Below are 20,216 nucleotides of genomic sequence, written 5' to 3'. Positions count from 1 at the left end.
GGTGGATTGTTCAGCGTGTGCCGCGCCAACCCCCACCTGACCTCCCCCTTGTGGGGGAGGGATGCATCAGGCCCTGCTACGATATCTGTGCACCAACGGCCGGTCCCTCCCCCTATAAGGGGGAGGCTAGGTGGGGGTGTGCCGGCGCCAGAAATTGCGCCGCTCTCTTACCGAACGATCAGCGTGCCGGCGCCAAACTCGGTGAATAGCTCGACCAGCACGACATGCGGCATCTTGCCGTTGAGGATCACGACGCCTTCGACGCCGTTGTCGAGCGCTTCAAGGCAGGTTTCGACTTTTGGGATCATGCCGCCCGAAATCGTGCCGTCCGCAATCAGCGCCTTGGCGTCGGAAACACTCAGCTCGGGAATGAGCTTGCCATTACGGTCGAGAACGCCGGGCACGTCGGTGAGGAACAACAGGCGCTTGGCCCCGAGCGAACCGGCAATGGCGCCGGCAAAAGTGTCGGCGTTGATATTATAGGTATTGCCGTCGCGGCCCGGGGCAACCGGGGCGATGACCGGGATCATTTCCGAGCGGGCGAGAAGATCGAGCAGGGTGCGGTCAACCTCGACCGGCTCACCGACGAACCCGAGATCGAGCACGCGCTCGATATTGGAGCCGGGGTCTTTCACCTTCTTCTCTGCCTTGCGGGCAAAGACCATATTGCCGTCCTTGCCGCAAAGCCCGATGGCCCATTCGCCTTCGGCATTGATCAGCGCGACGATTTCCTTGTTGATCGAGCCGGCAAGCACCATCTCGACCACTTCCATGGTCCGCGCATCGGTGACGCGAAGGCCGCCTTCGAACTTGGATTCGATGCCGAGATTTTTCAGCATCGAAGCAATCTGCGGTCCGCCGCCATGCACGACGATGGGATTGACCTTGGATTGCTTCAAAAGCGCGATGTCGCGGGCAAAGGCCTGGCCGAGCTTGAGATCGCCCATGGCATGGCCGCCATATTTCACCACGACCGTCTTGCCCTCATAGCGCTGCATATAGGGCAGGGCCTGGGCGAGAATGCCGGCATCGTGGCTGAAGCGGTCGGTCGTCGTGTTTTGGTCAGACATGGGCGTGGTGGTTTCCTCAAGAAGACCTGCGGACGGGCCAAGGGTCTAGTCCATTTTGCCGTGGGTTTAAATCATTCTGAACGACAAAATCATGGCCATTGATCCATTTCTCCCCGATTTGCGTTGCAAGAGCGACGGGCACGTTGAACAATATAGCCCTGAGGGGGCCGGGAGGCATATCCAAACACATGTCAACGCAAGCTGATGCGAGCGCCATTGCGGACCTCATAGCCCGTTGCGCCCTGCGCGACAGGGCCGCTTTCCGGGTGCTTTACGAGCGCACCAGCGCGAAACTTTTCGGGGTGGCCCTGCGTATCTTGAGGGACAGAGCTGAAACCGAGGAAGCGATCCAGGAAATCTACGTCAAGATCTGGCAAAAGGCCGACCGCTATGTGGCCGGTCAATATAGCCCGATCAGCTGGCTTGTTGCTGTTGCCCGCAATCATGCACTCGACAAGGTGCGGGTCAAAAGACCAGTCAGCGAAGACATCGATGTCGCCCTCGATATCGCCGATCTGGGCCCCAGTCCCGAGCGTCAGGTAGAGCAGGCCGAAGACAGTGCGCGCATTGCCCATTGCCTCGGTACGCTTGAGCCCGATCGCGCCGAGGCGGTGCGGGGCGCCTATCTCGATGGTTTCAGCTACGAAGAACTGGCTCAACGCCATGCCGTGCCGCTCAACACCATGCGGACCTGGCTGCGCCGGAGCCTTGCCAAGTTGAAAGAGTGCCTGACCTCATGAGCGAGCAAGAAAGACACGAAGGGGATGATGGCCGCGCCACAATCGCGGAATATGTCCTCGGCCTGCTCGGTGCGTCGGCACACGAGGCCATGGGCAGGCGGATTGCCGGCGATCCGCTGCTGCAGCGCGAACATGATTTCTGGGTCAGCCACTTTTCCGGGCTCGACGAACAGTTCGAGCCGGTAACGCCGCCCGCTTACATCTTTCCGCGAATCGAAACCCGGCTGTTTGGGCAGGAAAAGCGCGCGTCCTGGTGGGATAGTCTCGCCCTGTGGCGCTCGGTTGCGACTGGGGCACTTGCGGTCGCTGCGGTCGCGGTGGGCTTTTCCGTCATGCAACCACGACCGGATTCGTCCGCGCTCGCCAATCAACTGGTGGCGGCGCTTCGTGCCGAAGGCAGCGATGTGCAATTCCTCGCGCTTTACGATGGCACCGGCGCGGTTCGGCTGACTGCCCTTTCGGGCGATGCGCTCCCTAACAATGACTACGAGCTCTGGGCCATCCAGGGTGGCGGCTCGCCCATCTCCATGGGCGTCGTGCCGATCAATGCACGCAGCACGGTCGAACTCTCGGACGCAGTGCGCGCCGGCTGGGGCGAAGGCTCCGTCCTCGCGATCACCCTCGAACCCAAGGGCGGTGCCCCCGCCGGCGTGCCCACCGGCCCGGTCGTGGCACAGGGCGCAGTCACCAAGATCTAGGGTTTACCGAAACAGAAACACCCCCTCCCATCCTCCCCCATCAAGGGGGAGATAAAGAGCAAGTGGCTGTGACGAGAAGCAACCCCAAACGCGATGCAACACCTCCCCCTTGATGGGGGAGGCTGGGAGGGGGTGACGGCTCGCACCGTTTCATCAGCCAACCCGCCCTCCGCGCATACGAAACCAACCCCCAAACAGTTTCAGCATTTGCAAAAAATATACCGCCCAAAATCCTGAAACTCGTCCCGCTACCCCTCCGTACCTCCCTGTGACCCGCAATGACCGGGCAAGAAATAAACAGGAAGGAACTCCCAAATGAACATTTCCCTGCGCGCTGTTTCCGTCGCCGCCATTCTGTCCTTCGGTGCCCTCAGCGGCTCCGTCTTTGCCCAGGACAATCCGATGGTCGGCGGCGCAGCCATGTTTGCCGACAAGAACATCATCGAGAACGCCGTCAATTCCGCCGATCACACGACGCTGGTCGCAGCGGTCAAGGCCGCCGGCCTTGTCGATACCCTTTCGGGCCCAGGCCCCTTCACCGTTCTTGCTCCGACCAACGAAGCGTTCGACGCCCTGCCGGCCGGCACCGTCGAAACCCTGCTGAAGCCGGAAAACAAGGACATGCTGACCAAGATCCTGACCTGTCACGTGATTGCCGCCAAGGCACTCTCGACCGATATCGTCGGTATGGTGGAAGCTGATGGCGGCGAACATGTCGTCGATACCGTTGGTGGCTGCAAGCTGACCCTCAAGGCGGCTGACGGCAAGGTCACCGTGACCGACGAAAATGGCACTGTCGCCAATGTCACCATTGCCGACGTCCTCCAGTCCAATGGCGTCATCCACGTCATCGACAAGGTTCTCACCCCCAAGATGTAACCTTCTTCGGTCCTTTACCGAATGAGGTACGAGGCCCCGCTTCCCTCCGGGCGGGGCCTCTCTATTTGTTGACGCCGGGCCAGGTCGGTCTGATCTATAATGGACGGAGGGGCAGGAGAGGTCAGATGCAGTTGACGCGACGCGCAGTTCTTTTGGGTGGCACGGCCATGGCCGCTCTCTCTGCCTTTACGCTCTGGCGCGGTGACAATGCGCCGGTGGCGGGCGAAGGCGATTTCCCGTTCAAGCTCACCGACGAAGAATGGAAGGCCAGGCTTGATCCCGCGGCCTACAATGTCCTTCGCCACGAAGACACCGAGCGCCCCTTTACCTCGCCGCTCAATGACGAGCATCGGGCCGGGGCCTTTCATTGCGCCGGTTGCGATCAGCTGCTGTTTGAATCCGCCAAAAAATTCGATAGCGGCACGGGCTGGCCGAGCTTCTGGGATTTCGTCCCCGGCGCCATCGGCTCGACCGAGGACAATACGTTCGGCATGGTTCGCACCGAGGTCCATTGCAGTAATTGCGGCGGCCACCAGGGGCATGTCTTCAACGATGGACCGGCGCCGACGGGGCTCCGCTATTGCATCAACGGCGTGTCGCTCAAATTCGTCGCCGCCTGAGGGGGGCATGGCTGTGTTGAGGCGATGCGCTCTTGATCTCTAGCGCCGAACCTCGCTAGGTGGGGCCACCCTTCCGAACGCCAAAAATCCAGATGCGCCTCACCATCATCCAGACCGGGGATGTCCCCGAACCGCTTCGCGACAATTTCGGTCCCTACCATGCAATGTTCGAACGCATGTTCGACAACACCGAAAATGGCTTTAGCTACGAGGTGGTTGCTGTCGAAGGGAACAGTCTGTTACCCGATCCCACACGTATTGAGGGCATTGTCATCACCGGTTCCCCGGCTGGGGTCTACGAAGATCACGACTGGCTGCCGCCGCTGCGCGAGTTCATTCGCCGCGCCTATGCCGCCAAAACGCCCATGCTCGGCGTCTGTTTCGGCCACCAGATCATGGCCGATGCGCTCGGCGGAGACGTCCAAAAGTCCCAGAAAGGCTGGGGTCTCGGCCGCCACGCCTATCGCGTCACCAACCGCCCCGATTTCATGACTGGTGCGCCGGAAACTCTCTCTATCGCCTGCTCGCACCAGGACCAGGTGATCGTGCCACCTGCCGAGGCCGAGGTGATCCTGGCGTCAGACTTTACCCCTAATGCCGGGCTTTTCTATAAGTCCGGCAAGGCTTTAAGTTTTCAGCCGCATCCAGAATTCCACGATGACTACGCCCGCGCCCTCGTCGAACTCCGCCGCGGTCGGGCGCCGGACGAGGTTGTAGAGCAAGGCATCGCTTCTTTTGCCCAAGGCTCCGACAGCGCTCAAACCGCCGACTACATCGGCAAGTTCTTTCGCAGCGCGTAGTCGAAAAAAATCAAGGCGCATCCGAGGGATGCGCCTTTGTTTTATGAGCCGCTGCTGGCGAGCAGCATGGCGATTTCGGTCCGCAAATCCTTGATGCCCGTACCCTTTTCGCTCGATGTCAGGAGCACATGGGGGTGGGCCGCGGGGCGCTTGGCAATCTGCCAGCGGGTGGCTTCCAAGGCCTTTTCGACATCTTCGGAATTGGGCTTGTCGGCCTTGGTCAGGACGACCTGATAGCTCACCGCCGCGTGGTCCAATTCATTCATGACGCTGATGTCATTGTCCTTGGGGCCGTGGCGGCTATCGATGAGGACGTAGACACGGCGCAGAGTGGCGCGGCCGACCAGATACTGATGCACCAGCTTGGTCCAGGCCTTGACCTTGGGCTCTGGCGCCTTGGCATAACCATAGCCGGGCATATCGACGATGCGCAGGTTTTCGCTCTGGCTCTCGAAGATGTTGAGTTCCTGCGTGCGGCCCGGCGTGTTGGACGTACGCGCTAGGCCCGACGTGCCGCATAGCGCGTTGATCAGGCTCGACTTTCCGACGTTGGAGCGGCCGGCAAAGGCGATCTCAACCCGATCCATAGGCGGCAGGTCGGCAAGGCTGACGCAGCCCTTGGTAAAGAGAATCGGGCGCGCAAACAGCAGGCGGCCGCGTTCGATGAGGTCGGTGGGATAATTGATTTCTGTCATGTGGTCCTCGGCCTCAAAGACAAAGCCCGCTGGGTTTTCCAGCGGGCCCCGTATGGTGCGGGAATGTTGTTAGCTCTTTGAATCTTCTGCCGGCTTTGGCTTCTTGCGGAAGCTGTCGAGGATGTTGCCGAACAGGTTCACCTCGGCGCCGTGGCGCTTCATGATGAACCATTGCTGGGTCACCGACAGCGTATTGTTCCAGGCCCAGTAGATCACGAGACCGGCCGGGAAAGCCCCGAGCATGAAGGTGAAGATGATCGGCATCCAGTTGAAGATCATCGCCTGGGTCGGATCCGGCGGCGGCGGATTGAGCTTCATCTGCACCCACATGGTGATGCCCATGATCACCGGCCAGATGCCGAGATGGAGGAACGAACCAATCAAGGGCAGGGCCATCGGATTCCATGGAATCAGGCCGAACAGGGTGAAGATGTTCGTCGGATCGGGCGCAGCAAGATCCTGGATCCAGCCGAAGAACGGGGCGTGGCGCATCTCGATGGAGATGAAGATAACCGTATAGAGCGCGAAGAAGACCGGGATCTGGATAAGGATCGGCCAGCAACCCGAGAGCGGATTGATCTTTTCCTTCTTGTAGAGCTCCATCATGGCCTGCTGCTGGGCCGGACGGTCGTCCTTGAGGCGCTCCTGAATGGACTTCATTTCCGGCTGCACACGGCGCATGGCGGCCATGGAGGCATAGGAGCGGTTGGCGAGCGGGAAGAAGATCGCCTTGACGATGACGGTCACCGCGAGAACCGCGAGGCCGAAATTGCCGAGCAGGCCATAGAGCGTCACCAGCAGCCAGTGCATCGGCTTGGTGAGGAAGTGGAACCAGCCCCAGTCGATCAGCAGTTCGAGGCGGTCAAAGCCGTGCTCGGCCTGGTAGGCGGTGATGACATTGTCTTCCTTGGCGCCGGCAAAGACATAGCTTTCGCTCGTCGCCGTGCCGCCGGCCGGAACGACGACCGGCTGAGTTTCGACATAGTTGGACTGGTAGATCGGCGTCGTGCCCTGGCTCGAATAGGCAAAGCGCGCATTGATGCCGGCGTCGGGCTTGGGCAGCACGGCGGTTGCCCAATACTTGTCGGCAATGCCAAGCCAGCCGGTCGTCGAGGGGAAATCCACCTGACGGTCGTTCTGGAGGTCATGGTACTTGCGCGCGACATAATTGTTGGAGCCGAGAACGCCGATCGGACCTTCATGCTGGATGAAGAAGTTCTGCACCGGCGGGGTGCCCTGGCGAACGACGCGGGCATAGGGGAAGAGGGCCACATCGCCAGAACCGGTGTTTTCGACGGTCTGGGTGATGGTGAAGAGATAGTGCTCGTCGACCGCAATGGTGCGGCGGAAGATCAGTCCCTGGCCATTGTCGTAGCGCAGCGTCACCGGAGTGGCGGCGGTCAGCGTTGTGGCGGTGCCTTCGACGGCCCAGACCGTGTTGGCATCGGGCAGGGTGACCGTGGCTCCGGCGGCCGGAGCCCAGCCGTGTTCCACATAATAGCCGCCCGGAGCGCCCGAGGGGCTAAGGAGCGTAATGATCGGGGAATCGGGGTCGACGGTTTCGCGATATTTTTCAAGCCGCAGATCGTCGATGCGCGCGCCGGTCAGGTTGATCGAGCCGGCGAGGTCTTCGGTGTCGATGGCAACGCGGTTCGAGGCGGCGATGGCAGTCTGGCGATCGGCAAAGGTCTGCGAAGACAGCGGCTGCTCGGTCGTTGCCACGGGCGTGCCATCGGCACTGGTCGCGGGCACAGCGAGAGCGGCCTGTTCGGCCTGCTGCTGAGCGACAATTTCGTTTTGCCGCTGCTGGCGTTCCATCTGCGGTCCGGCAACGAAGAACTGCCAGCCGAACAGCACGAGCATGCTCAGCACGACGGCGAGAATCACATTGCGATTGTCAGAATTCATGGTGTCGAGTTCCGTTGGCCGCGCCCGGGCCCTATCCGATTGTCCACCGCGTCAGCGTCGTGCACGCGGGAGATGAGACCGCTGAGGTCATTGATCATTTTGGCAAAGGGCCGGCTCAGAGCCTCGCGCCTTGCCAACAGCACATAGTCGTGGCCGGGCCGAAAGTCATCAGCACACGCTGCCGCAGCCGCGCGCAGGCGGCGTTTCATGCGGTTGCGCTCCGGCGAATTGCCCACCTTCTTGGTGACGGTGAAGCCCACGCCGGGCAATTCGTCTTCGGCTGCAATCACCTGTAGCCCAAACGCAGAGCGCCCGGCGCGATTGCCCCGGGCTGCCCTCAAAAACTGCGAGCGCCGCCGGAGACGGCGCAATGTCGCGACCTTTTGCGCGTCGGCCGTCATCCGGCCAACAGCCTTAGGCCGAGAGCTTCTTGCGGCCGTCGCGACGACGACGGTTCAGAATCGCACGGCCGTCCTTGGTGGCCATACGGGCGCGGAAACCGTGACGACGAGCACGCACGAGCTTGCTGGGCTGATAAGTACGCTTCATGACTTTCAACCGCGCAGATGCACGGTTCCTCTATTGCTGGCGCATTGCGCACATAAACTTGTCCGGCCGACGGGCAGAGCGCGCCAGCTTTGTTCGTGGCGTCTATAGGGAAAAGCATAGGGCAAGTCAACGCGCGATGGGCCTCAAGCTTGTGCTTTCCAGCCTGTTGTCAGGCTCTCTATATGCCCGCATAAGTGGGCCATTGTTAGCCCGCCGCGGAATCTGGCTCGTGTCCACTTCTCCTGACCTTTGCATAATCGGTGCCGGGACGCTCGGTATCGATCTGGCCCTTTATGCGCGACGCCTTGGCGCCAGCGTTGTCCTCGCTGATCGAGACCGGCCCGAGCCGGGCGATGCTGCCCATCAAGCGCTACGCATGGCCTCGCTGGTGCAGAGTGCCAAGCGGGCTCAGGATATGCGGCGCGCGCCAGAGCTTGGCGTTGGCGCTTCCGATTTCAAGCTTTCAGCCAAGCAGGTGGCCGAGCGCGCAACGCGATTGGTCGAGAATCGCCTTCGCGCGACCTCGCCGGAAATTTTGACCGCGCAGGGCGTTACGGTGATGCGTGGTGCCGTCAGCTTTGTCGATGGACGGTCGGTGCTCGTTGGCGACATTACCATCAAGCCGGGCAGGGTCATTATCGCCATTGGCGGCGCGCCCGCTGTTCCGGATATTCCCGGTCTTGGTGACATCGATGTCCTCACCGTGGATTCGATCCTCGAAAATCAGCGCAAGCTGACTCATCTCGTCATTATCGGCTCGGACAACGCCGCGCTCGAGCAAGCGCAATTGCAGCGCCGCCTTGGCGCGGCCGTGACGCTGGTGCCACATGGCCCGCTCTTGCCCGAGTTCGATCCCGAGGCGGTTTCGCTTCTGCTCACGGCATTTGCGGATGAAGGTATATCGGTGCGGTCCGGCGCGCGCATTGTTGCCATCAAACGGCGCTCGCAGGGGATAGGCATCGAGATCGAAATCGAGGGCGGCGAGCGCGAAGTGCTCGATGCCTCACATGTGTTGATATCGGCCGGGCGAAAGGTCGATCTCGGTGAACTCGATATTGCCAAGGCGCGATTGAAACCGGGCGCCACCTCGTCTCGAACCATTCGTCCCGTCGGCATAGCCGCAGGGCACGACGACTGGAGCGCGGCGCGAGCGCATGGCCGCACTGTGGTCGACGCTTTGCTCGGGCGGGGACGGACGAATGCGGCGTTTCCCGTTCCGCGCCTCGTTGAAACCGAACCTGCCATTGCCCAGATCGGGCCGCTTTTGCCCAATACCAGCAAAGCTCGTGCGGGCGACACGATCCTGCGGGAGAACATGGCCGAGAACGACCGGGCGGCTGCCATGGGCAGCGATCGTGGCCTCGTCAAAGTGACGCTCGATGGCAAAGGTCAAATCCAGCGTGCAACGATAGTCGATCCCTTCGCGGCGGAACTGGCTGGAACCCTTGCGCTGGCCATGAATCGCAAGGTGGGGCTTGCCGATCTCGCCGACTTGCCCCTGCCGCGCCCAAGTCTTTTTGAGGTTTTTTCTCGCCTTGGAGAGAACTATCTGGCCGCCAGAAACGTATCGACTAAGGGGCAGGGTGGCCGGACGCTGCGGCGCCGGCTGGGGTTTTAGGCCGAGGGGCTGACGTCCCGGCCTGTCATCTCCTATGATCGAGTCGCGATGACAGACGAATCCAACGCCACACCGAGCCGGTTTTCCGGCCTTTCGAACAAGCTGATCGCCGCCATCATCGCGGTGATTCTGCTCGTCGAAATCATAGTCTATCTGCCCTCGCTCGCCACCTTTCGCGCCTCCTGGCTCGATGACCGGTTGCGCGTCGGCATCGTGGCGGCGCGCGTGCTCGACGCCGTGCCCGACGTCATGGCGCTGCCGCGCAATCTGACGGACCGCCTGCTGACCTCGGCCGGGGCCAATGCCATCGTCTATCGCCGGGCCGGACAGAGCCAGCTCATCGAGCTTGCCGATCCGGTAACGCCGGAACGGGTCGTCACCGCCGACATGCGCCAGCGCGACCTGCCGAGCCTCATTGTCGGCGCGCTCGATACGCTCTTTGCCGGCCCGGGGCGCACGCTCCGCATTGTGGGCGAAGGCGATCTCGACGAGAGCCTCATTGAAATTCTCATGCCCGAGCGCCCGCTACGCAGCGACATGATCGACTATTCGCGCAATATCGTGCTGGTCTCGCTCGGCATTGCCGCGGTTACCGCCTTTGCTCTCTATATGCTCGTGAGCCGGCTTTTCATCCTGCCGGTGCAAAGGCTGACCACCAATATTCTCAGTTTCCGCAAGGCGCCGGAAAACGCCACGCTGATTCTGGCACCAACGCAGCGCGCCGACGAAATCGGTACGCTGGAGCGTGAACTTTCGGCCATGGAGAGCGAACTCTTCGCTATGCTGCGCCAACAGCGGCACCTGGCCGATCTCGGGCTTGCCGTCGCCAAGATCAATCATGATCTGAGGAATACACTCACCTCGGCACAATTGCTCTCTGACCAGGTGGCGACGCTTGATGATCCGAAAGTGCAGCGGCTCGCGCCGCGTCTCGTGACGACGCTGGACCGCGCCATTGGCTTTGCTCAGTCGGTGCTTGATTATGGCCGCGAGGCCGCGAGCGTGCCGCAGCCGACATCGGTCAACCTCAAGGCGCTGGTCGAGGATGCCGCCTTCGAGGCCCATCTCGTGGGTCATCCAACCATCGCCTTTTCGAGCACCGTGCCCGATGACCTGCTGGTCTTTGTCGATGGGGGGCAGATGACGCGCGTCCTCGTCAATCTCCTCAAGAATGCCCGCGAGGCACTGGAGGCCGGCCAGAGGCCCGGCGAGCATCGTATCGACGTCACTGTCGGCGTAGAGGGCGCTACTGCGGTCCTCAGCGTCACGGATAATGGTCCCGGCCTGCCGCCCCGCGCGCGCGACAATCTCTTTGTCGCTTTTGAAGGATCAGCCCGTGCCGGCGGTACGGGGCTGGGCCTTGCCATTGCCCGCGAGTTGACCGAGGCCAATGGCGGAACCCTGCGCCATGTCGATATGGAAGAACCGGGTACGCGGTTCACGCTGACCCTGCCAAAAGATATTCACAGCCTTTGAGCGCAAACGCAAAAAGCTTTTGTCACACGCTTGCAATGCGCGGAACACCGCTATATGGGTTGCCTCGCTTCGGAAGAGCGACCCGCTCTTAACCGAATGCCCACCGCGTTTCAGCGGTATGCGCGCCCGTAGCTCAGCTGGATAGAGCACCAGACTACGAATCTGGGGGTCAGGAGTTCGAATCTCTTCGGGCGCGCCATTTCTCTCAACAGTATAAATCTTCAGCTTGTCGAAGTGGTTTTGTGACCCTTTGCGCGTGGCCGCATTGCGCCGCTTTGAGGATGGCCTCAAAGCGGGCAAAACGTTGATCTGGCAATAGATTTCAGAGTTTTTTGTCGGGTCAGATCGAGCGGATCATGCCGCCGTCTACGCGGATGAGGCTGCCGGTGATGTAGGAGGCGCGTTCGCTGGCGATGAAGGCGACGACGTCGGCTAGCTCTTCTGGGCGCCCGTAGCGGCCTGCCGGGATCGTGGCGATCGACTGGGCCTTTATGTCTTCAATGCTCTTGCCCAGGCGTTTGGCGGCGGCGGCGTCGAGTTCGTCAACGCGGGTCGTGTGGATGCGGCCTTGGACGATGATATTGGCGGTGACGTTGTCGGCAGCAACCTCGCCGGCGAGGGTTTTGCTCCAGCCCACAAGGGCCTGGCGGATGGAGTTGGAGAGGGCGAGGCGGGGCAACGGGGCTTCGACGCCGGATGAGGTCAAGGTGATGATGCGCCCCCATTTTTTGGCGCGCATGCCTGGGAGCAGGGCCTGGGTGATGGCGATGAGCGGGGCGGCCATGGTGTTGAAGGCTTTGGTGTAGTCCTCGGCGGGCAGGGCGGATGCTTCGCCGGGGGCGGGACCGCCGGAATTGTTGATGAGGATATCGGCGCCACCGAAGGCGAGCACGCTGTCGATGAAGGCTTGGACTGAGGCTGGGTCCGTGAGGTCCAGTGACAGGCCCGATATGTTATTGCCAAGCTTTTCAATTGCTTCCACAGTACGTGCGGCGCCGATGACGGTGGCGCCTTCTGCCGCCAGCGTTTGCGCGATGGCGGCGCCAAGACCCTTGCTGGCGCCGAGGACGACGGCGCGTTTGCCTTCGAGACCGAGTTTCATGCGCCGATCTCCGCGAGGCGTTTGGTTTGGCGGGCGAGGAGGCGTTCGACATCGGCTATGTCCTTGGGGGACAAGGCTCCGCCGGGTTTTCGCAAGGCGGCGGAGGAGATGACGCCGCGCTTGGCTAGAACGTATTTTCTTGCAGATAAACCAATGCCTTGCTGCTGTTCGTAGCGGGCAAGGGGGAGGTAGGCGTCAAAGATGTCATGGGCGCGTTCGATCTCGCCCTTGGCGTAGTTGGCGACAACGCCGACCATCATTTCGGGGTAGCAAAAACCAGTCATGGCGCCATCGGCACCGCGCCCCATTTCCTCGGGAAGGAAGAGACCGCCATTACCGCAAAGGATTGAAATCCTTCGTGTTTCGCCTTTGTCGCTACTGGCGCGGAGGGCGGTGATTTTGCTCAAGCCCGGCCAATCTTCGTGCTTGAGCATGACGCAGTTGGGGACATCTCTAACGATACGGTCGATGACTTTTGGGGCGATGGTGACGTTGGTCGTGAGCGGGTAGTCCTGGAGGACGAAGGGGGTTTTGCCGAGGGTTTCGCCGACTGAAGCGTAGAAAGCGTAGGCTTGGTCGTCGGTTTTGGTGGTCCAGGGCGGGGCGACCATGACGCCGGCGGCGCCGAATTCCATAACGGAATCAGCGAGTTCGCGCATTGGGGCGAGGCCGGGGGCGGTGACGCCGACGATGACGGGGACTTTGGCGCGGGAGATGACGCGCTTGGCGATGGCTTTGGATTCTTCGGAGGTCATTTTTGGGGCTTCGCCGAGGAGCCCGAGGATGGTCAGGCCGGTGACGCCCTTCTCCTCGTAGAAGTCGACCATGCGGTCGACACTGGTCCAATCCACGTCGCCATTGTCGGAAAATGGTGTAACGGCAATGACATAGACGCCTTTGGCGGCTTCGGTCAGCAAGGGCATCGGGCGGCTCCGGGGTAGGGGTCAGTGCTGGAAATAGAGGTTTTGGGCGTTGTCGGCGAAGATTGCAGCCTGCGCTTCGGCGGGCAAAGCGTCGAGGCTGAGGGCGATCAGGTCGTCGTCTTCAGGCATGGTCTCGAACAGCTCGGTATGGGGCCAATCACTGGCCCATAGGAGGCGAGTTGGGTAGCAGACTGTTAGCATCGAGAGTGCCCGTTTGAAGTTTGCGTCATACTTCGCGCTACCGAGGCGATAAGGCGCTGAAATTTTCGCATAGACCCGTCCGGTTTCAAGGGCGCGGGCGAGATCTTCGAGGGCCGTGCCGGGGCTGTCGAGCGGAATGAAAGCGAGGTGATCGATGACGCCGGTGATGTCGTGGCGCGCGGTCAGCTCGGTGACGGTGCCGATGGCTTCGGGGCTGATCTGGAACTGGGCGTGCCAGCCGAGGGCGCGAATGCGGGGGGCGAGTTCGGCAAAAGCGTCGAAGCCGATGCCAGATTTATTGCACAGGTTAAAACGGACCGCGCGGACGCCTGATGAGTCGAGGCGGCGGAGTTCGGCGTCAGTTGTTTCGGGTGGAATGACGACGACGCCGCGAAGGCGATCCCTGCGTCCGGCGAGGGCGGCGAGGAGGACGCGATTGTCGAGGCCGTAAACGCTGGGCTGGACGAGGACGCCGCGGGCGATGCCAAATGTGTCGGCCAGAGTGAGCCAGTTCTCGATGGTCAGCATCTCCGGCGTGTAGCTGCGGGGCGAGGCCAGCGGCGCTTCGCGGGCGAAGACGTGGAAGTGCGCATCGCAGGTGTTTGGCGGCAGGCGCAGATTGGCCGGATTGCGCAAAGGGCGTGGCGGCAAGCAAAGCGGGGCGTCGAGCAGGTCAGCCATTTTCTTGGGCGGCCATCAGGAAATCGAAGTCGAGACCATCATCGGCCTGGGTGACGTGGCGATCATAAAGCTGCGCGTAGCCGCGTGGGGGCGATGGCGGCGGCGGGGGCAGGGTGGCCATGCGTGTGTCGAGTTCCGCGGCGGTGATCAGCAATTCTAACCGGCGGTTGGGGACGTCGAGGCGGATGCGGTCGCCGGTGCGAACGGCGGCGAGGGGGCCGCCATCGGCGGCTTCGGGGGTGATGTGGAGGACGACGGTGCCAAAGGCGGTGCCACTCATGCGGGCGTCGGATAGGCGCACCATGTCTTTCACGCCTTGGCGGGCGAGATGGCGCGGAATGGGGATGTAGCCGGCCTCGGGCATGCCGGGAGCGCCCTTGGGGCCGGCATTGCGGAGGACCAGGACGTCGCCGGCAGTGATGGTGGGGTCTTCGAGGCGCTCGGTCATGTCTTGGACCGAGTCAAAGACCACGGCGCGGCCTTCGTGGACTTGCAGTTTTGGATCGGCGGCAGAGTGTTTTATCACGGCGCCGCGCGGGGCGAGGTTGCCGGAGAGAACGGCGATGGCGCCGGAGGCTGAGATTGGATTCTTCCGCGGGCGGATGATCTGCTCTTCGTGGCGCGAGGGCAGGTTGCCCACTGCATCGCCAAGCGTGCCGCCAAAGGCGCGGGGGGCGGTGAGGTCGAGGAGGTCGGTCAACTCGGACAGGAGGCGCGGGACGCCACCGGCGGCATGGAACTCGCCCATATAGCCGCTGCCCGATGGTTTGAGGTCGACCAGGACCGGCACCTCTTTACCGATAGCGTCGAACTCAGCCATGTCGAGTTTTTTGCCCAAGCGACCATAGACGGCGGCGAGATGCACGACGGCATTTGTCGAACCCCCGAGCGCTTGCAGGGTAACAAGGCCATTGCGGAGAGCCTGCGGGGTCAGCACTTCGGCGGTGGTGAGGCCGGTTTCGGTCATGGCGACGGCGGCGCGGCCGGTTTCTTCGGCGAGACGGAAACGCTCGGACGAGGTGGCGGGGGCGGAGCCGGACATCGGCAAGGCGAGGCCCATGGCTTCGACCAGCGCCGCCATGGTGGAGGCAGTGCCCATGACGGTGCAGGTGCCGACGGAACTGGCGAGGCGGCCGTTGATCTCGTTGATCTCGGCTTCGTCGATCTGGTCGGCGCGGAACTGGGCCCAGAGGCGACGGCAATCGGTGCAGGCGCCGAGGCGCTCGCCGCGATGATTGCCGGTATCCATGGGGCCGGTGGGGAGAATAATGGCGGGGACTTCGCTCGACGCGGCGGCCATGACCTGGGCCGGAATGGTTTTATCGCAACCGCCGATCAGAATGACCGAATCCATCGGCTGGGCGCGGACCATTTCCTCGGTTTCCATGGCCATGAGATTGCGCAGGAACATCGAGGTGGGGGAGGCAAAGCTCTCGTGGATCGACATGGTCGGGAAAACCATGGGCATGCCGCCGGCGAGCATCACGCCGCGCTTGGCGGCTTCGATCAACTGCGGGACGTTGCCGTGGCAGGGATTGTAGTCAGAATAGGTATTGGCAATGCCGACGATGGGGCGATCGAGCGCGTCGTCGGAATAGCCCATTGCCTTGATGAAAGCTTTGCGCAGGAACAGGGAAAAATCCTGGTCGCCATAGCTTGTCAAACGTCTGCGAAGCCCGCGCGTCACCATAATCCTCCCGGCCGCTTTATGATGCGGCATCCTTCGGGCATTCCTACAGCCATTTGGATTATTGTCAATAATGCGGATCGTTGAATTGCGATATATGGGTGTACGAAACTCTGAAACTCGCATAAAGTCAGGGAAATCGTCATAATCACTGACGATCCCCTGTGGATCGGGTCTGGTGATATTATTGATAAGAGGGTTGTGGTGCGTATTGGTTTGGTGGGTGCGGGGTGGGTAACGCAATATCATCTGCCGGCCTGGGCGAAGGTGGAGCGTGCCGAGGTGGTGGCCATATGCGATCCTGATCCGGTGGCGCTGGCGGCGCGGGCGGATGGCTTTGGGATTGGGGGGCGCTATTCCGGTCTTGAGGCGATGATCGCGGGCGAAAACCTCGATGCGCTCGATATTGCAACGCCGCGGCGGTTTCATGCTGATAATGTGAGGACGGGCGCGGCGGCGGGGTTGCCGATGCTGTGCCAGAAGCCATTGGGCGTCGATCTCTCGGAGGCGGAAGCGCTGGTGGCAGACCTGGGAAACCGCGTGCCGCTGATGGTGCATGAGAACTGGCGGTTTCGACCCTATTATCGGGAATTGCGGGCCTGGCTTGAGGCGGGGGTGGTGGGGGACATTGTTTCGATCAGGCTCGATTTTCATTCGAGCGGCATGATTGCCGGGGCGGACGGGCAGAGGCCGGCTTTGGTGCGGCAGCCGTTTTTCCGGGGCGAAGAAAGGCTGCTGGTGATGGAGGTGCTTATTCATCACCTCGATACGCTGCGCGCGCTGTTTGGGGAGTTCGATCTTCACTCGGCGCGGTTGGGGCGGAGCAATGACGAGATTATTGGTGAGGACAGCGCCATTTTGGGGCTGAGCCGGCGCGGCGATGGGGTTCCGCTGAATGTGTCGGGGAATCTCGCGGTGCATGGGGCGCCGCCGGCGCCGGGCGATCAGCTGTGGATTTTTGGCTCGGCGGGGACGGTGCATCTCGATGGAGCCGTGTTGCGGCTCTTTGGGCCGCGGCCGCGGGAAATGGTGTTTGATCCGGGAGCGAGCTATCAGGCCGCTTATGATGGGGCGATTGCGCATTTCGTGTCGGCGTTGACGCGGGGCGGCGCGTTCGAGACGAGTGCGGTGGATAATCTGGAAACACTGCGGTTGGTTGAGGCGGCCTATCGGGTGAGTGGATTTAAACCGGCTGCGGCCAGAGCCGTTCATCGTTTCTCCGAACCGGCGAACAATCCCTAGAGTGTTTCACGGTTTGGCTGATCTAACAGTAGCCTTCATGGTGAGGTGCTTTGCAGAGCAAAGCCTCGAACCACGAGGGGCGTGGTGCTGAAACATCGGGGCACACCCTCGTGGTTCGAGGCTACGCTGCGCTTCGCACCTCACCATGAGGGCTACTGGAATTACCGGCGTTTCATCGCGCTTTCGTGCCGGAAAGTGGCAGCCACTTTTCCTGAAAACGCTCTATCTGATAGAAGACGAGGCAGACTGCCTGCGGGGCTCTTTCATGGCTGACGATATCGACGTAACCGACCTCGACCACGAGGGTATTGCTCGGGCGCTCGAAGAAGACATTATTTTTGGTCGTCTGGCGCCGGGGGCGCGGTTGACCGAGGACTCATTGCTCTCGCGCTTTCCGGTGACAAGGCATTTTGTGCGGCAGGCGCTGGTGCAGCTCGAGCAGATGGGCATTGTTGTGCGCGAGCGGAACAAGGGCGCGATGGTGCGCACGCTGACGCCGGACGAGGTGCGGCAGATTTATGCCGTGCGCGAACTGGTGCAGCGGCAGGCGGCACTGCTTATTCCGCTGCCGGCGCCGCAGGCTCTTATTGATGAATTGCTCGAAATCCATGCCGAGCATGGCGAGCACATCGAGAGCGGGTATCTCCGCGGTGTGCACGAGACCAATGACCGGTTTCACCTGACCCTGTTCGGTGCTTGCGGGAACAAGTATCTGGTGCAGACCATCGAGCTTTATATGCGCTACAGCCTGCCGGTGCGGGCGAACTCGATGGCGGATCGATCGGCGCTCGATATTTCGCATAGTCAGCATCGGTTGATGATCGAGATGCTGGGTGGACGGGATAACTGGCTGCTTGCCCAGTTGTGCGTGGATCATCTGCAGCCGTCGAAGCGGCGGTATATTGGGCTGGTGGAGTAGGGTTTCTGCCGGGGAGGCGGGGAAATCGCCCCGGTGCGGCGACTTAAGGGCCGAACGTCCGGAGCGCTATGCGCGCAGGGCTGGGGAAGAACCCCCACCTAGCCTCCCCCTGGTAGGGGGAGGGATTGGGCCGGTGGCTCTCAGGACATACCGCAAGCCCGATGCATCCCTCCCCTACCAGGGGGACGTTAGGTGGGGGTGTTGGCAAACGCTGTGTTTGCCGGAAGGCCCCCCTCACCCGTCTCGCGCGATCCACCCTCTCCCCGATGGGGCGGAAAAAAGTCGTGGGATGTGATCGAGCTGCTGCGTCTATCGCATTGGGTAGCGAATTGCGGGAACAAATGGATCGGAGAGCCTGAAAAATAGTCCCGAAAAATAGGCGACCAGACAGCAGACGCCTAAGAGGGCAGTTACGAACAAAACGGCGCGGCGCTGAAGAAGAATGTCCTGTAGCAATACTCTGCAGTGAAAAAACAGACGCGACACGATCGTCATGAATTATATCCGGTCGGCGGCAAGACGGCATGGCTCATTGTCTTGATATTGGTTTGATCTACCCCTCATTGCAAATGGAAATTTCACAGCGCTCGCCGCTTGATTCCACTTGCGGTCATTTAGCGGCCTTGGAGCGGAGGTGGTTACGCCGTCGTCGAAATCTAGCAATTGGAAAAAACTGCACCCCGCCGCAGGGAGGGTCGGCGGGGTGCGGGCGCATCGATCAGGGAGGCGCTGAATTGATGTTGAGATCAATAGTCGATGCGGATCAGGGAGACGCCTTGCCTTGGCAGTTGCGTTGAGAGGGTGACGGCGCCATTGGTGGCGTCGGCGGTTGAGGTTTCGAGGACGGCGAGTTGGCCGGAGGCTTCGAGTTTCTTGTAGTTTTCGCCGGTGACCGACTGGGGGGAGCCCATGGCTTTCCACACGGCGAAGGAGTTGGAGTGGTCCTTGTCCATGCGGTAGTGGGTCAGCTTGTGGCGGCCGGGCTTGAGGTTGTTGAGGGTTAGCGTGACGTTGGCGGCGCCGTCTTCGACGTCGTCGTCGTGGTAGTTCCAGACAAGGACGCTGACGCCGGTGTCGTCGCGGGTGGCGACGGCGTTGACGTCGGGTTGGTCACGGATGCCGTGTTCCATGATGGTCTGGATGTCGATGGCGTGGTCGGACTTGGCCTCGACCCATTCACCCTTCAATTTGCCGAGCATGCGGAAGCCATTGAGCACCGCCTTGTCGACGCCATTGGTGGCCATATCGCGGAAACCATCGAACCAGGGCTGCTCTTCGAAGAGGAAGGCCCAGGTGACGGCGCCTTCGATCTCGATGCCAGCGCGCTGGCTGAGTTCGTAGGTGCGGATCATGCTTTCAACGATATAGGCGCCGTATAGCGGGCCATTGCGGTAACCGTTTTGCGGGTGAACGCGGGCCGAGCAGGCGGCGCAGCCTTCGGGGTCGGATTCGCCGATGACCGTCGGCAAATGGCGCAGGGTGGGGAATTCGTTGACGATGGCGAGGTTGGCCTCGATGTCGCGGAGTTGTTTATGGAGGCCCATGCGGACATGGTCCTTCCAGATCACCGGATTACCCTTGGCGTGGAAGGCGATGAAATCGATCGGGGCGTTTTCAGCGACGACATAACCGAGGAATTCGCGCAGGAATGCCTGGGCCTTCGGGTTGTTGAAGGCGCCGCAGGTGTGCGGGCCGCCGATTCGCGAGCCGGGAATGGCTGATTTCACCGCATTGGCGGAGACGACATACATGTCGAAGAATTCGCGGACAGTACCCGTCCAATAGGCGCCATCGGGCTCGTTCCAGACTTCCCAGGGCCAGGTGCGGACTTTTTCCTCGCCATAGCGATCGGCGAGGTGGCGGGCCCAGGCGTAGATCAGATCGCCCCATTTCTTGAGATCTTTCGGCGGGGCGGCCCAGCCGGTGGTGATCTTGGCATAGGCCTCGGCGAGGCCCCAGGAATGGCGATAGGGGCCGGTATCGGCCGACAGGGCCTCGGGGGTGAAGCCGATCTGGATCAGGGGAATATTGCCCGCTTCGACATAGGCGTCGAAAATGCCGTCCATGATGGTCCAGTCATAGATCGGATTGCCGTCGGCATCCTCGGTATAGGCATTGGTCGAGCCCCATTTGAGGGCATATTTGCCATCGCCCGAGGTCAGCAGATTGTGGGTGCGGATGCGGGGCGGCTCGGGGCTGAGCTCGGTGAATTCCTTGAGCAGCTTCTTGCCGTTGGCGGTGTCCGTATAATTGGGCTCGTCATAGCCCCACCAGTTCCATAACGGCCGGTATGCGCCGCGGCTGGCGCCCGCGTCCACCTCGATGCGGACGTCGTAAGTCGCTGTCATTGTCTTCTCTCCACCCTGATTGCCTGGGAAATGCATCGCGATCCACTGTCGCGATCGTCG

19 protein-coding genes and 1 tRNA gene are annotated in these 20,216 nt (G+C 61.5%); 10 read left to right on the top strand and 10 right to left on the bottom strand.

The window, feature by feature from the left end:
- Positions 1-167 precede the first annotated feature (167 nt).
- Positions 168-1,070 carry an acetylglutamate kinase gene (gene argB / locus ASD83_RS11670; RefSeq protein ID WP_056311034.1) on the bottom strand — a complete coding sequence of 301 codons (903 nt, stop codon included), beginning with the start codon at positions 1,068-1,070 and terminating at the stop codon, positions 168-170.
- A gap of 188 nt (positions 1,071-1,258) precedes the next feature.
- Here argB and ASD83_RS11665 point away from each other — a divergent pair, with 188 nt between their 5' ends.
- The 5 genes from ASD83_RS11665 (at position 1,259) to ASD83_RS11645 (ending at position 4,807) form a co-directional block, all read left to right on the top strand.
- Positions 1,259-1,810, top strand: a complete 552-nt coding sequence (locus ASD83_RS11665) for a sigma-70 family RNA polymerase sigma factor (protein ID WP_056311033.1) — start codon at positions 1,259-1,261, stop codon at positions 1,808-1,810.
- Positions 1,807-2,508: an anti-sigma factor domain-containing protein gene (locus ASD83_RS11660; RefSeq protein WP_056311031.1), complete on the top strand. Its 702-nt coding sequence runs from the start codon at positions 1,807-1,809 to the stop codon at positions 2,506-2,508. The genes ASD83_RS11665 and ASD83_RS11660 overlap by 4 nt, the downstream gene beginning before the upstream one ends.
- Before the next feature lie 315 nt (positions 2,509-2,823).
- Positions 2,824-3,387, top strand: coding sequence for a fasciclin domain-containing protein (locus tag ASD83_RS11655; RefSeq protein ID WP_056311029.1), 564 nt, complete (start codon positions 2,824-2,826; stop codon positions 3,385-3,387).
- A gap of 125 nt (positions 3,388-3,512) precedes the next feature.
- Positions 3,513-4,007 carry a peptide-methionine (R)-S-oxide reductase MsrB gene (gene msrB / locus ASD83_RS11650; protein WP_056311027.1) on the top strand — a complete coding sequence of 165 codons (495 nt, stop codon included), beginning with the start codon at positions 3,513-3,515 and terminating at the stop codon, positions 4,005-4,007.
- 92 nt (positions 4,008-4,099) lie between these two features.
- The gene (locus ASD83_RS11645) at positions 4,100-4,807 is read left to right on the top strand and encodes a type 1 glutamine amidotransferase (RefSeq protein ID WP_056311025.1); all 708 of its coding nucleotides are present in this window, start codon (positions 4,100-4,102) and stop codon (positions 4,805-4,807) included.
- A gap of 41 nt (positions 4,808-4,848) precedes the next feature.
- On the opposite strand, the gene yihA is transcribed toward ASD83_RS11645, so the two are convergent.
- The 4 genes from yihA to rpmH all read right to left on the bottom strand — a co-directional run bounded on the left by yihA (position 4,849) and on the right by rpmH (position 7,959).
- Positions 4,849-5,502, bottom strand: a complete 654-nt coding sequence (yihA, locus tag ASD83_RS11640; RefSeq protein ID WP_056311023.1) for a ribosome biogenesis GTP-binding protein YihA/YsxC — start codon at positions 5,500-5,502, stop codon at positions 4,849-4,851.
- A gap of 69 nt (positions 5,503-5,571) precedes the next feature.
- Complete coding sequence (yidC, locus tag ASD83_RS11635; protein WP_056311022.1) at positions 5,572-7,410, bottom strand: membrane protein insertase YidC; 1,839 nt, start codon at positions 7,408-7,410, stop codon at positions 5,572-5,574.
- Positions 7,407-7,811: a ribonuclease P protein component gene (rnpA, locus tag ASD83_RS11630; protein WP_056311020.1), complete on the bottom strand. Its 405-nt coding sequence runs from the start codon at positions 7,809-7,811 to the stop codon at positions 7,407-7,409. Before rnpA ends, yidC begins: the two co-directional genes overlap by 4 nt.
- 13 nt (positions 7,812-7,824) lie before the next feature.
- The gene (rpmH, locus tag ASD83_RS20690; protein ID WP_035077916.1) at positions 7,825-7,959 is read right to left on the bottom strand and encodes a 50S ribosomal protein L34; all 135 of its coding nucleotides are present in this window, start codon (positions 7,957-7,959) and stop codon (positions 7,825-7,827) included.
- Between the two features lie 229 nt (positions 7,960-8,188).
- Between rpmH and ASD83_RS11625 the strand changes: the two genes are divergently transcribed.
- From ASD83_RS11625 to ASD83_RS11615, 3 genes are all read left to right on the top strand, one after another.
- Complete coding sequence (locus tag ASD83_RS11625) at positions 8,189-9,577, top strand: FAD-dependent oxidoreductase (protein ID WP_162249158.1); 1,389 nt, start codon at positions 8,189-8,191, stop codon at positions 9,575-9,577.
- 48 nt (positions 9,578-9,625) lie between these two features.
- Complete coding sequence (locus ASD83_RS11620) at positions 9,626-11,053, top strand: sensor histidine kinase (protein WP_056311016.1); 1,428 nt, start codon at positions 9,626-9,628, stop codon at positions 11,051-11,053.
- Between the two features lie 122 nt (positions 11,054-11,175).
- A tRNA-Arg gene (locus ASD83_RS11615) sits at positions 11,176-11,252 on the top strand.
- Positions 11,253-11,393: 141 nt separating this feature from the next.
- On the opposite strand, the gene ASD83_RS11610 is transcribed toward ASD83_RS11615, so the two are convergent.
- The 4 genes from ASD83_RS11610 to ASD83_RS11595 are packed head-to-tail and all read right to left on the bottom strand — an operon-like array spanning position 11,394 to position 15,647.
- Entirely contained in the window at positions 11,394-12,155 is a 762-nt protein-coding gene (locus tag ASD83_RS11610) for an SDR family oxidoreductase (RefSeq protein WP_056311014.1), read from the bottom strand.
- A complete protein-coding gene (locus tag ASD83_RS11605; RefSeq protein ID WP_056311012.1) occupies positions 12,152-13,078 on the bottom strand; it encodes a dihydrodipicolinate synthase family protein in 927 nt (308 codons plus the stop codon). Before ASD83_RS11605 ends, ASD83_RS11610 begins: the two co-directional genes overlap by 4 nt.
- A 21-nt stretch (positions 13,079-13,099) precedes the next feature.
- Positions 13,100-13,960 (bottom strand): amidohydrolase family protein, encoded by an 861-nt coding sequence (locus ASD83_RS11600; protein WP_056311009.1) that lies wholly within the window; start codon positions 13,958-13,960, stop codon positions 13,100-13,102.
- Complete coding sequence (locus ASD83_RS11595; protein WP_056312354.1) at positions 13,953-15,647, bottom strand: IlvD/Edd family dehydratase; 1,695 nt, start codon at positions 15,645-15,647, stop codon at positions 13,953-13,955. The genes ASD83_RS11600 and ASD83_RS11595 overlap by 8 nt, the downstream gene beginning before the upstream one ends.
- A gap of 204 nt (positions 15,648-15,851) precedes the next feature.
- On the opposite strand from ASD83_RS11595, the gene ASD83_RS11590 reads away from it, so the two are divergent.
- Positions 15,852-16,889 carry a Gfo/Idh/MocA family protein gene (locus tag ASD83_RS11590; protein WP_244489154.1) on the top strand — a complete coding sequence of 346 codons (1,038 nt, stop codon included), beginning with the start codon at positions 15,852-15,854 and terminating at the stop codon, positions 16,887-16,889.
- A gap of 265 nt (positions 16,890-17,154) precedes the next feature.
- Entirely contained in the window at positions 17,155-17,808 is a 654-nt protein-coding gene (locus ASD83_RS11585; RefSeq protein WP_056311005.1) for a GntR family transcriptional regulator, read from the top strand.
- A 746-nt stretch (positions 17,809-18,554) separates the two neighbouring features.
- On the opposite strand, the gene ASD83_RS11580 is transcribed toward ASD83_RS11585, so the two are convergent.
- The gene (locus tag ASD83_RS11580; protein ID WP_056311004.1) at positions 18,555-20,156 is read right to left on the bottom strand and encodes a GH39 family glycosyl hydrolase; all 1,602 of its coding nucleotides are present in this window, start codon (positions 20,154-20,156) and stop codon (positions 18,555-18,557) included.
- Positions 20,157-20,216 lie beyond the last annotated feature (60 nt).

Origin of the sequence: Devosia sp. Root685 (assembly GCF_001427875.1) — a bacterium.
Taxonomy (GTDB): Bacteria; Pseudomonadota; Alphaproteobacteria; order Rhizobiales; family Devosiaceae; genus Devosia.
This window is presented reverse-complemented; position numbering and strand designations above follow the sequence as displayed.